Here is a 12,466-nt window from a genome sequence, read left to right as displayed (position 1 = left end):
CAGCGTTTCCAGGAATTCTGCTGCGCCTTCAAAGGGGTCTTCAGGGGCTGTCAACGCGCGGACCTGGACCTCGAAATCGGCATAATGTTGGGTCAGCGACCAGATTGAAAACAGCAGATGGCGCGGATGAACCCGGGCGATCTGGCCGCTGTCCATCCAGCTCAGAAAGACCTGTTCGGTCTCGTCCACCAGGGCACGCAGATCAGTGGAAAGCGTGTCGATCATACGCGGCGCGCCTTGCACGATTTCATTGGCAAACAGGCGGCTTTCGCGCGGCATGTCCTGGCTCATCTGCAATTTCCGCTGCACATAGGCGAGGATTTCCTGCATCGGCTCGCCCTTTGGGTCAATGTCGCGCAGGGGGGCCAGCCAGGTGTCCAGAAGTTCGGACAGAAGGGCGGTGAAAATGCCCTCCTTGGATGGAAAATAATAGAGCAGATTGGGCTTTGACAGACCGGCGGCGGTGGCAATCTGATCCACCGTTGCGCCGCGAAACCCATGTTGGGAAAAGACATCGAGCGCGGCCTCCAGGATGGTGGCGCGGTTGCGTTTCTGGATCCGTGTCGGGCTGCGGTCTTTGGGCATTCTGTCCTGGAGTCCCTGTATTTTTGTAGTTTCGGCCAATCTCGCTTGGTTTTCCATCAGTTGTCCAGAAACTCTGCTCGAAAACGGAGCGAAAGACGCGCAAATTCTTGACTGAGTCTCATCTGGTGATAGCGTGAGTTTGACCAGTTGGTCAAATGTCAGCCGAAAGATCCCCGATCTGACCGCGAAGCGGGCCTGACAGGACGAATGGCCAGATGACAAGCCACTGACCCAGGCTGGTGCAGCCAATAACGACCATCCCCGCACGTGAGAGGGGTCGGCGAGAAGACAGGGAAGGAAGCGGAACAATGACGACGCTTGGACAAAACTTAAAAATCAACGGCGACAGGCTCTGGGAGAGCCTGATGGACATGGCCAAGATCGGCCCCGGCGTGGCGGGCGGCAACAATCGCCAGACGCTGACCGATGAAGACGCCGAAGGCCGCGCGCTGTTCCAGAAATGGTGCGAGGCGGCGGGCATGAGCATGGGCTGCGACAGCATGGGCAATATGTTCGCCACCCGCGCGGGCGAGGACCCGGAGGCGCTGCCGGTCTATATGGGCTCTCACCTCGACACCCAGCCGACAGGCGGCAAATATGACGGGGTGCTGGGTGTTCTGGGCGGGTTGGAAGTGATCCGCACGTTGAATGATCTGGGCATCAAGACCAAACATCCCATCGTCGTGACCAATTGGACCAACGAGGAGGGCACAAGGTTTGCACCGGCAATGCTGGCCTCCGGGGTGTTCTCCGGCAAGCACACGCAGGACTGGGCCTATGAGCGCGAGGATGCGGAGGGCAAGCGGTTTGGCGATGAGCTGAAACGGATTGGCTGGGTTGGCGACGAAGAGGTCGGGGCGCGCAAGATGCATGCGATGTTCGAGCTGCACATCGAACAGGGTCCGATTCTCGAAGCTGAGAAGAAGGAGATCGGGGTTGTAACCCACGGCCAGGGCCTGTGGTGGCTGCAATGTACAGTGACCGGCAAGGATGCCCATACCGGATCGACGCCGATGGATATGCGGGTGAATGCGGGGCTTGGCATGGCGCGGATGACCGAAGCGGCGCATCAGATCGCTATGGCGCATCAGCCGCATGCGGTCGGTGCCGTTGGCCAATGTGATGTCTTTCCCAATTCGCGCAATGTGATCCCGGGCAAGGTGGTCTTTACCGTTGATTTCCGCTCGCCTGACCTGGAGAAACTGACCTCGATGCGCAGCCAATATGAGACCAGGGCGAAGGAAATTGCCGAAGAGCTTGGCCTTGGCCTGGAGATCGAGCCAGTGGGGCATTTTGATCCGGTGACCTTCGATCCGGCCTGTGTGAGCGCGGTGCGCAATGCGGTGGAGCGCTTGGGGTATAGCCATATGGATATTGTTTCCGGCGCGGGGCATGATGCCTGCTGGATCAACGATGTGGCGCCGACAGCGATGATCATGTGCCCCTGTGTGGATGGGCTCAGCCATAATGAGGCCGAGGAAATTTCCAAAGACTGGGCTGCGGCGGGCACGGATGTGATGTTGCATGCGGTGTTGGAAACAGCGGAAATCATCGCCTGAGGAACGGGAACACGGGGCTCTGCCCCCGGCGCGCCTTGCGCGCCTCCCCCGGGATATTTCCAGTTAGAAGAAGCCCGGGGAAGACCAGCGACCTACGCTGAAAACAGGGAGTTACAATAATGACAAAAGTCATCAAAAACGGCACCATCGTTACCGCGGATCTGACCTATAAGGCGGATGTATTGGTGGAGAATGGTGTCATCACCGAAATCGGGCCCGATCTGAAGGGCGACGAGGTGCTGGACGCCACTGGCTGTTATGTGATGCCGGGCGGGATTGATCCGCATACCCATCTGGAGATGCCCTTTATGGGCACCTATTCCTCGGATGATTTTGAAAGCGGCACCCGCGCGGGGCTGGCGGGGGGCACCACAATGGTGGTGGATTTTGCGCTGCCCAACCCCGGTGAGAGCCTGCTGGATGCGCTCAAACGCTGGGACAATAAATCGACCCGGGCCAATTGCGATTATTCCTTCCATATGGCTGTGACCTGGTGGGGCGAGCAGGTCTTTGACGAGATGAAGACCGTGATCGAGACGCGCGGCATCAATACATTCAAGCACTTCATGGCCTATAAGGGCGCCTTGATGGTGAATGATGACGAGATGTACGCCTCCTTCCAGCGTTTGGCAGAGCTGGGCGGCATTGCCATGGTGCATGCGGAGAACGGCGATGTGGTCGCCGAGCTGAGCGCAAAGCTGCTGGCGGACGGCAATACCGGCCCCGAGGCGCATGCCTATTCGCGCCCGCCTCAGGTTGAGGGCGAGGCCACCAACCGGGCCATCATGATTGCCGATATGGCGGGGGGGGCGCTTTATGTGGTGCATACATCCTGCGAGGACAGCCACGAGGCGATTCGCCGCGCGCGCATGTTGGGCAAACGGGTCTGGGGCGAGCCGCTCATTCAGCATCTGACGCTGGATGAAAGCGAGTATTTCAACCCCGATTGGGATCATGCCGCGCGCCGGGTGATGTCGCCGCCCTTCCGCAATCAGAAACATCAGGACAGCCTTTGGGCGGGTCTTCAGTCGGGCTCGCTCTCGGTGGTGGCGACGGACCATTGTGCGTTTTCGACCGAGCAGAAGCGCTATGGCGTGGGGGATTTCACCAAGATCCCCAATGGCACTGGCGGGCTTGAGGATCGGATGCCGATGCTCTGGACCCATGGCGTCGCGACTGGTCGGCTGACGCCGAACGAGTTTGTGGCTGTGACCTCAACCAATATCGCCAAGATCCTGAACTGCTATCCGAAAAAGGGCGCTGTTCTTGTGGGGGCGGATGCGGATCTTGTGGTGTGGGACCCCGAAAAAACCAAGACCATCTCGGCGGCTTCGCAGCAATCTGCCATTGATTACAATGTGTTTGAGGGCAAAGAGGTCAAAGGCCTGCCGCGCTATACGCTGACCCGCGGTCAGGTTGCAGTGATGGATGGCGAGATCAAGACCCAGGAAGGCCATGGCAAATTTGTCGAACGTGCGCCCAACACGGTGGTGAACACCGCGCTGTCGACCTGGAAGGAGCTGACCGCGCCGCGCCCGGTGGAGCGCTCCGGCATTCCGGCGACTGGCGTTTGAGCGCAGCAAGAGCGGGGGCCAGGTGCCCCCGTTCGTCTGACCAAGGCAAAGAAAAGACAATGCAAATGACTTCCCAGGTAGACAGCACGACGGACCACCATGCGGCCGCCACCGTGATCGAGGCCCGAGATCTGAACCTTGTGTTCGGGTCTGGTGATGCGTCGGTGCATGCGCTCAAAGACATCAATCTGAACATCAACAAAGGCGATTTCGTTTCCTTCATCGGCCCTTCGGGCTGTGGCAAGACGACCTTCCTGCGCTGTATCGCTGCGCTGGAAACACCCACAGGCGGCAGCCTCATGGTGAATGGCATGACACCGGAGCAAGCCCGGCAGAACCGCGCCTATGGGTATGTGTTTCAGGCGGCGGGGCTTTATCCTTGGCGCACGATCGCCAAGAACATCAAGCTACCGCTTGAAATCATGGGATATTCCAAAGCCGAACAGGACAAACGCGTTGCTGAGGTGCTGGAACTGGTGGAGCTTTCTGGCTTTGGCGGAAAGTTCCCCTGGCAGCTGTCCGGCGGCATGCAACAACGCGCGTCGATTGCGCGTGCGCTCGCTTTTGACGCGGATCTTCTTTTGATGGACGAGCCCTTTGGGGCGCTCGACGAGATCGTGCGCGATCACCTCAACGAACAGCTGTTGAAGCTCTGGGCGCGTACCAACAAGACCATCGGTTTTGTGACCCACTCGATCCCGGAGGCGGTCTATCTGTCCACCAAGATCGTGGTGATGTCGCCGCGTCCGGGTCGCATCCATGAGGTGATTGACAGCACCCTGCCAAAAGAACGCCCGCTGGATATTCGTGACACGCCAGAGTTCATCGAGATCGCCCATCGCGTCCGCGAGGGGCTGCGCGCGGGGCACGGCTATGATGAATAAGATGAAACATATGCGAGCGGTGCCGGAAAATTTGAATTTTCCGGGCAATTTTCTTTGTAGAAAATTGGGCCCGCAAAGGGTGCTGGCATGAGGTCCCTTGTTGCTGTGTTGACTGTCGTCGCCGGGATCGTCGGGATCTGGTATCTTGCCTGCGTGCCGATGAATATCAAAGGCGTCTTGGATGCCGCCGAACGCGCCGGAGAACAGGTGCAGCCCATGACGGCAAAGGAACGGCGTGACGCCTCGGCCTTTGGTCTTGTGGCTAAGAACGGCTTCGCCATCTCCCGCGTTTGGTCTGTGGAGCGTCCGCGCCTGCCTGCGCCGCATCAGGTTGCGGTGGAGCTGTGGAAAACCACGGTGCTGAAGAAGGTCACCTCGAAGCGTAGCTTGATCTATCATGGGTATGTGACCCTCTCGGCGACGCTGATGGGGTTTGGGATCGGCACCGTTCTCGGCATCGCGCTGGCGGTCGGGATTGTGCACTCGAAGGTGATGGATATGTCGGTGATGCCTTGGGCCATCGTCAGCCAGACCATCCCGATCATCGCCCTGGCGCCGATGATCATCGTGGTTCTGTATTCTATTGGGGTGCAGGGGCTGCTGCCAAAGGCAATTATTGCGGCCTATCTCAGCTTCTTCCCCGTGGTTGTTGGCATGGTCAAGGGGCTACGCAGCCCGGACCATATGCAACTTGATCTGATGAAGACCTATAATGCCTCTGGCAACCAGGTCTTCTGGAAGCTGCGGTTGCCGTCTTCGATGCCCTATCTTTTTGCCTCGCTGAAGATCGGTATTGCGGCGTCTCTGGTGGGGGCGATCGTTGGGGAGCTCCCGACAGGGGCCGTGGCCGGGCTGGGTGCGCGCCTCTTGGCGGGGAGCTATTATGGGCAGACGGTGCAGATCTGGTCGGCCTTGTTTGGGGCGGCGATCCTTGCGGCCGTACTCGTGGCGCTGCTGGGTCTAATCGAGCGGGTGTTGCTTGGCCGCATGGGGGTGAAATCATGAGAGCGCTGCAATTGGGGGGCGCTGCCCCCGCCGCGCGGGCGCGGCTCCCCCGGGATATTTCGGGTCAGAAGAAGAAAAGGGGCCTGCAATGGAATTGGTAGCTCTTGCTGTTCTGGTCTGGGTTGGTGGCTGGTTGATCAATCGCCGTTTGGCAAATGGGACGCAAGCCGAGACGCGGGCAGTGCAACTTGCGGTGCCGGCGATCTTTGGCCTCACACTGCTGCTGGTGTGGGAACTTCTGGTGCGGGGGCTGGAGGTACCGCTGGTGATCCTGCCGGCGCCGAGCTTGATCGCGGCGCGCTTTGCCGCCAGCTTGCCGCTCCTGTGGCAGGATTTTTCTCAGACCATCCTCAAGGGGGCGCTTGGCGGCTATGTCATTGGCTGCGCTGCGGCCTTTGTGGTTGCCATTCTTGTGGACCGGAGTGATTTTCTGCGTCGCGGACTATTGCCGGTGGGGAATTTTGTTGCGGCACTGCCCATCGTTGGCACTGCCCCCATCCTGGTAATGTGGTTTGGGTTCGACTGGCAATCCAAGGCTGCGGTTGTGGTGGTCATGGTGTTTTTCCCGATGTTGGTGAACACGGTCGCGGGGCTGCGCGAAACCGATCAGATGCAGCGCGATTTGATGCATACCTATGCCGCCTCCTATTGGCAGAGCTTGCTAAAGCTGCGCTTGCCGGCAGCGCTGCCTTTTGTGTTCAACGGCTTGAAGATCTCCACCACGCTGGCGCTGATTGGCGCGATCGTAGCCGAGTTCTTTGGCTCTCCTACGGTTGGTATGGGGTTTCGGATCTCGACTTCGGTCGGCCAGCTGGCGCTGGATATGGTCTGGGCCGAGATCGTGGTGGCCGCGCTGGCAGGATCGCTGTTTTACGGGCTGGTTGCGCTTTTGGAAAAGTCGCTGACTTTTTGGCACCCGTCGCAGCGCAGCTAAGCCAAGGCGCGTCCCCGCCAAGGGTGGGGGCGCTTTCAGAATTGGGCGCAAGCTACTGGAACAGAGGTAAAAAGCCCGAACCAGTGCTCTGCCCAATACCTGCGCAGATGCGTTTTTTTACCGTTTGGACGACAAAAAGTCTTTTGAACAGAGATCGCACTTCGCGCATGATTTCATCATAACGAACAGGGAGTTCAATCGAATGAAAAACGTGCTAACAGCCGCCGCCATGGCACTGATGGCGGCCTCCGTTGCCGAGGCCTCCGATGCTGTGAAATTGCAGCTGAAATGGGTCACCCAGGCGCAGTTTGCGGGCTATTATGTGGCGCTGGACAAAGGGTTCTATGAGGCGGAAGATCTCGACGTCACGGTGCTTCCGGGTGGGCCCGACATCGCGCCGACGCAGGTGATTGCCGGCGGTGGTGCGGATGTCGCGGTGGAGTGGATGCCGGCGGCGCTGGCCGCGCGGGAAAAAGGCTTGCCGCTGGTCAATATTGCGCAGCCGTTCAAATCCTCCGGCATGATGCTGACGTGCTGGAAGGACACCGGTATTTCGGAACCGGCTGATCTGGCGGATCGCACCCTAGGGGTGTGGTTCTTCGGCAATGAGTTTCCCTTCATGAGCTGGATGGGCAAACTCGGCATCTCCACTGAGGGCAAAGGCCCGCAAGGGGTTGAGGTTCTGAAGCAGGGCTTCAACGTCGATCCGCTGCTGCAACGTCAGGCCGATTGTATCTCCACCATGACCTACAACGAATATTGGCAGGTGATTGACGCAGGCGTGTCGCCCGACGAACTGGTGACTTTCAAATACGAGGATCAGGGCGTTGCGACGCTGGAAGATGGGCTCTACGTGCTGGAAGACAAGCTCGACGATCCGGCATTTGTGGACAAGATGGAGCGTTTCGTGCGCGCCTCGATGAAGGGTTGGAAATACGCCGAGGACCACCCCGATGAGGCCGCCGAGATCGTGTTGGACAATGATGCCTCCGGGGCGCAGACCGAAATGCACCAGAAGCGGATGATGCGCGAAGTGGCCAAACTGACTGCTGGCAGCAATGGCACCCTGGATCCGGCGGATTATCAACGGACCGTTGATACGCTGCTGTCCGGTGGTTCGGATCCGGTGATCACCAAGGCCCCCGAAGGCGCCTGGACCCATGTCGTTACCGACAAAGCGTTGAACTAACGAAAAATTACGTCTCGCACGTCAGAACGAGAATAACACTACCATGAAACCCGCCGGACCTCCCGGCGGGTTTCGTCAATTTTAAGAAAAAGTAACTTTCTATTAAGGGAATAGCGGCTTTTCTTAAAGGGTGAGAGGGATGTTCACTCTCGCCAAAGGGGGGATAGAATGCCCCAATTAACGAGTTCACTGTGTTTTTGTGGGGCCGCGTCTCGGGCGGGGCGCCGCTCTGCCATTCTGGAGCGGGCCTGCCTGGAGGCGCGGCTTCGGCTGCAATTGGGGGCGGGAAAGCAGGCGCTGGCTTTATGTTTTTCGGCTGAACCCCGGATGCCTGAGGTCTATCGCTGCGGTGCCTATACGCTTGTCAGCCTGTCGGCCTGTCCCAGGGGCTGCCTACATCGCGATGATATTCTGAGCTGCATGGCGCATGGCTTTAGTCGCGTCTTTTTGCAGTTATCGCCAAATATCAAGATGATAGGCTGGCAAATGACTCTGGTGGAGGAGGTGGCCTCGGGGCATGGATCCCGTCAGGCGATCACGCTTTTTCACTCTGGCGCAGGTCTCAGGCATTTGCTGTCGGAGCAAGGAGACATCGAACCGCTGCCGCCCGCAATCTCGGAGGCGTGGCCGGCTGATCGACAGGGCGCGCTGAGTGTCGGGGAAGGCTGTACGCTGTGCGGGCAGTGCGATTGGGCCTGTCCAACGGGCGCGATACATCTCGGCGAGACGGGGGCGACGCTTGAGATCCGTGATGAGCAGTGCAGCGGTTGCGGGATCTGCGCGTCTGTCTGTTCAGAACAGGCCATCGCACTGCACCCGCAGCAACGAAGGGCGGGATAAGGTTAGCTCTGGTCGGAGAACCGGCCATAGCGGCCCTGATGAAACACCAGCCCAGCACCAAGGTCGCGACGCTGACTGACGCGCTGCACCTCGCCGAGCAGGATCGTGTGATCGCCGCCGGGGTGGGTGGCATAATGGGCGCAGTCCAATCGGACCAGCGCCTCGTCAAGCGCAGGAATACCCTCTGGCGTCGAGCTCCAGCTGTGGTGGTCAAAGACCTCGCCGTTGCGGGCGAAATGCAGCGCGGTCTCCAGCGCGTCTTCGGCCATGACATGGATGGCAAAATGACTGGCAGCGACAAAGGGATCGTGGCGCTTGGAGTGCCGCGCCGGACACCAGAGCACCAGCGGCGGTGCGAGCGACACCGAGGTGAAGCTATTGGCGGTGATGGCCAATGGCCCCCGGGGCGTTTGCGCCGTGACAACCGCGACCCCGGTGGCAAAATGCCCCAGCGCCGCCCGCATCTCGGCCTGCGTGTCTGGGCTGGGGACAAAGCTGCTGGAGGTCATAGAGGCGGATCTCTTCTTCTGATGGGGGCCGCCCGGTATGACATGCGGCAGGGGCTTTATTTCAACCATGGGCGTCAGATGCAAAAGAAATCAAAAGCCTCCGGCCAGCGACCGGAGGCTTTCTCTGAAAAAGACTGGCGGAAAGGTCAGTTCAGGATCGTCTCCACCACCTCCGTCATGTCGCCAGAGACCTTGTCGATCTGAGCCATGGCATTGATGGAACGCAGAACGCCGGCGGCCTCATAATAGGCAATCAGCGGCGCGGTCTGCGCGTGATAGGCCTCCAGTCGGCTTGCCACGGTTTCGGCGCGGTCATCGGCACGGCGGGTGAGCTCGGTTGAGCCGCATTTGACGCATCTGTTGCCGTCCTGCGGTGGCTTGAAGGTATCGTGATAGCCCTCGCCGCAGCCGGCACAGGTGGAACGGCCGGAGATGCGCTCAACCATGGCGCTGTCATCCACCTCCAGGCTGATCGCCGCATTTATGCGTTGGCCGGTGGAGGCCAGCAGCCCGTCCAGCGCCTCGGCCTGCACTGTGGTGCGCGGAAACCCATCAAGGATCACGCCGTTGCGGCAGTCCTCATCGCGCATGCGGTCGCTCAGGATGGCGATCACGATCTCATCCGAGACCAGCCCGCCCGCGTCCATCACGGCCTTGGCTTGTTTGCCCGCAGCGGTGCCGGCCGCAACGGCAGCGCGCAGCAGATCCCCGGTCGAAAGCTGCACCAGGCCAAAGCGGTCCTGCAACAGGCGCGCCTGCGTGCCTTTGCCTGCGCCGGGCGGGCCCAAGAGGATCAGCACCGCCGGGCGGGTCATTACGTCAACACTCATGACCAAATCACCCCTTGCTCTTGCGGTTCGCGATCAGATCCTCGACCACCGAGGGATCGGCCAGCGTCGAGGTATCGCCGAGGCTGCCAAAGTCGTTCTCGGCAATCTTGCGCAGAATACGGCGCATGATCTTGCCCGAGCGGGTCTTGGGCAGGCCGGGCGCCCATTGGATCACATCGGGCGAGGCGATCGGCCCGATCTCGGTGCGCACCCATTGGCGCAGCTCCTTCATCAGCTCGTCCGACGGGTCCCGGTCGTTCATCAGGGTGACATAGCAATAGATGCCCTGGCCCTTGATCTCATGCGGATAGCCAACCACGGCGGCCTCGGCGACGGCGGCATGGGCGACCAGCGCGCTTTCGACCTCGGCGGTGCCCATGCGGTGACCGGAGACATTGATCACATCATCGACGCGTCCAGTGATCCAGTAGTCGCCACCCTCATCGCGGCGACAGCCGTCACCAGTGAAGTAATAGCCCTTGTAGTCGGCAAAATAGGTCTTCTCAAAGCGCTCGTGATCCCCCCAGACGGTGCGCATCTGGCCAGGCCAGCTGCTCTTGATGCAGAGCACACCCTCGACGCCATTGCCTTCGATTTCATCACCGGACTGCGGATCCAGCACCACCGGTTCAACCCCGAAGAAGGGCTTCATCGCGGCGCCTGGCTTGGTCGCATGGGCGCCGGGCAGCGGGGTCATCAGGTGGCCGCCGGTCTCGGTCTGCCACCAGGTGTCGACGATCGGACATTTGCCCTTGCCGACCACGTCATTGTACCAGTTCCAGGCCTCAGGGTTGATCGGCTCGCCCACGGTGCCCAGGATTTTGAGGTCGGATAGGTCATATTTTTCAACAAATTCAGACCCTTGACCCATCAGTGCGCGAATGGCGGTGGGGGCGGTGTAGAATTGGTTGACCTTGTGTTTTTCGCAAACGGCCCAGAATCGACCCGCATCCGGGTAGGTGGGCACGCCTTCAAACATCAGCGTGGTGGCACCATTGGCCAGCGGGCCATAGACGATATAGCTGTGGCCGGTCACCCAGCCCACATCGGCGGTGCACCAGTAGATATCGCCATCGTGGTAGTCAAAGGTTACCTCATGGGTCAGCGCGGCGTAGGTCAGATAGCCGCCGGTGGTGTGCACTACGCCCTTGGGTTGGCCGGTGGAGCCGGAGGTGTAGAGAATGAACAGCGGATCCTCGGCGTTCATCTCGGCCGGTTTGCAGTAGTCGTTCGCCTCCAGCGCCATCTCGTTATAGTCGAAATCGCGCCCGTCAACCCAGGTGGTCTGCCCGCCGGTGCGTTTGACCACCAGGCATTTTACGGTGTCCTTACAATGCAGCAGGGCGGCGTCGGCGTTGGACTTGAGCGGTGTCTTGCGACCGCCACGGGGGGCCTCGTCGGCGGTGATCAGCACCTTGGCATCGCAGCCATTCACGCGGGCGGCCAGGGCGTCGGGTGAAAACCCTGCAAAAACAATCGAGTGGATCGCGCCGATCCGGGCGCAGGCCAGCATGGCATAGGCGGCTTCGGGGATCATCGGCAGGTAGATCACCACCCGGTCGCCTTTGCGGACGCCCATGCTCTCCAGAATATTGGCCATCCGGCAGGTTTTCAGGTGCAGCTCCTTATAGGAGATATGTTTGGCCTCTTCATTCGGGTCGTCCGGTTCCCAAATGATTGCGGTTTGATCGCCGCGGCTGTCCAGGTGCCGGTCGATACAGTTGGCGGCGACGTTCAGCGTGCCATCTTCAAACCATTTAATGTCAACATTTCCAAAGTCGTAAGAGACATTCTTGACCTTGGTGAAGGGCTTAATCCAGGTGATCCGCTCGGCCTGCTCAGCCCAGAACGCGTCCGGGTTTTCCAGCGATTGCGCATACATGGCATCATATTTAGCCGCATCCACATGGGCGTTTTTCACGATGTCCTCAGACGGCGGGTACACAGCGCTCTCGGGCGTGGTCATGGAATGTCCTCCCTCCAAAATCCTCTTGCGCGCGATCTCGACATGGAAACGCGCCCAGAGTCAAATCTTCTCCAACCTCTTTGGTGATAATAAGCAAACTTGAAAAGATGTGAATAAACAACGCGAAAATAAGGGCTTGCCTGTAAAGCAATTTCCCTATGCGTGGAAATTTTGTAAATTTGGACGGCGGAGCGGAGATTTTGTTAAGGTCATTCAGGGTTTTGGTGTCAATTTTGCGATGTTGATCGGCGCGGTTCGGGCGTGATGGATACGCTCAAAGGCGCATGAGGGACGGGGTGCGGCGATTTGCGCACCCCGTCCCTCATGCGGTGGGGCCGTGCTTGCGGATGCAATCCGGCGCTGCTTGTTGCAGGGCCGGTTCTGGCCGTCATCGGCTGTGTGTCACCGACATGGCATCTGTTGCAGCATAGCCGAGGCCGGGCCGCAGGCGATCGTGTGTCAATATATGACCCGGGGCTGGGTGACGCCGTGCCGCCGGTCCTAGTAGGTGCCGGTCCGGCTCGCCGGGGCCTCGTCTCGTTGCCGCATCGCGGTCACGTTCTGAGAGCCGTTGCCTGTGTTGAACCGCGC

11 protein-coding genes are annotated in these 12,466 nt (G+C 59.8%); 7 read left to right on the top strand and 4 right to left on the bottom strand.

What is annotated here, in order from left to right:
• A partial coding sequence (locus HCZ87_RS17000; protein WP_167645654.1) for a TetR family transcriptional regulator C-terminal domain-containing protein occupies nucleotides 1-585 on the bottom strand: 585 nt, incomplete at its 3' end.
• 308 nt (nucleotides 586-893) lie between these two features.
• Between HCZ87_RS17000 and HCZ87_RS16995 the strand changes: the two genes are divergently transcribed.
• From HCZ87_RS16995 to HCZ87_RS16965, 7 genes are all read left to right on the top strand, one after another.
• The gene (locus tag HCZ87_RS16995) at nucleotides 894-2,144 is read left to right on the top strand and encodes a Zn-dependent hydrolase (RefSeq protein WP_167645652.1); all 1,251 of its coding nucleotides are present in this window, start codon (nucleotides 894-896) and stop codon (nucleotides 2,142-2,144) included.
• A 119-nt stretch (nucleotides 2,145-2,263) separates the two neighbouring features.
• Nucleotides 2,264-3,718 (top strand): dihydropyrimidinase, encoded by a 1,455-nt coding sequence (hydA, locus tag HCZ87_RS16990; RefSeq protein ID WP_167645650.1) that lies wholly within the window; start codon nucleotides 2,264-2,266, stop codon nucleotides 3,716-3,718.
• Nucleotides 3,719-3,783: 65 nt separating this feature from the next.
• A complete protein-coding gene (locus HCZ87_RS16985; protein WP_254868685.1) occupies nucleotides 3,784-4,602 on the top strand; it encodes an ABC transporter ATP-binding protein in 819 nt (272 codons plus the stop codon).
• Nucleotides 4,603-4,689: 87 nt separating this feature from the next.
• Nucleotides 4,690-5,607: an ABC transporter permease gene (locus tag HCZ87_RS16980; RefSeq protein ID WP_167645646.1), complete on the top strand. Its 918-nt coding sequence runs from the start codon at nucleotides 4,690-4,692 to the stop codon at nucleotides 5,605-5,607.
• Between the two features lie 88 nt (nucleotides 5,608-5,695).
• Nucleotides 5,696-6,541: an ABC transporter permease gene (locus tag HCZ87_RS16975; RefSeq protein ID WP_167645644.1), complete on the top strand. Its 846-nt coding sequence runs from the start codon at nucleotides 5,696-5,698 to the stop codon at nucleotides 6,539-6,541.
• Between the two features lie 202 nt (nucleotides 6,542-6,743).
• Nucleotides 6,744-7,730, top strand: a complete 987-nt coding sequence (locus HCZ87_RS16970) for an ABC transporter substrate-binding protein (protein WP_167645642.1) — start codon at nucleotides 6,744-6,746, stop codon at nucleotides 7,728-7,730.
• Nucleotides 7,731-7,898: 168 nt separating this feature from the next.
• A complete protein-coding gene (locus HCZ87_RS16965; protein ID WP_167645640.1) occupies nucleotides 7,899-8,570 on the top strand; it encodes an ATP-binding protein in 672 nt (223 codons plus the stop codon).
• A 2-nt stretch (nucleotides 8,571-8,572) separates the two neighbouring features.
• Here the strand turns inward: HCZ87_RS16965 and HCZ87_RS16960 are convergent, their stop codons facing one another.
• The 3 genes from HCZ87_RS16960 to acs all read right to left on the bottom strand — a co-directional run bounded on the left by HCZ87_RS16960 (nucleotide 8,573) and on the right by acs (nucleotide 11,875).
• Complete coding sequence (locus HCZ87_RS16960) at nucleotides 8,573-9,079, bottom strand: flavin reductase family protein (RefSeq protein ID WP_167645638.1); 507 nt, start codon at nucleotides 9,077-9,079, stop codon at nucleotides 8,573-8,575.
• Between the two features lie 146 nt (nucleotides 9,080-9,225).
• Nucleotides 9,226-9,909, bottom strand: coding sequence for an adenylate kinase (locus tag HCZ87_RS16955; RefSeq protein WP_167645636.1), 684 nt, complete (start codon nucleotides 9,907-9,909; stop codon nucleotides 9,226-9,228).
• 7 nt (nucleotides 9,910-9,916) lie between these two features.
• A complete protein-coding gene (gene acs, locus HCZ87_RS16950) occupies nucleotides 9,917-11,875 on the bottom strand; it encodes an acetate--CoA ligase (protein ID WP_167645634.1) in 1,959 nt (652 codons plus the stop codon).
• Nucleotides 11,876-12,466 lie beyond the last annotated feature (591 nt).

It is taken from the genome of Phaeobacter sp. HF9A, from assembly GCF_011806385.1.
GTDB lineage: Bacteria > Pseudomonadota > Alphaproteobacteria > Rhodobacterales > Rhodobacteraceae > Epibacterium.
The sequence above is the reverse complement of the archived record's forward strand: the minus strand, read 5'-3'. Positions and strand labels throughout refer to the sequence as shown.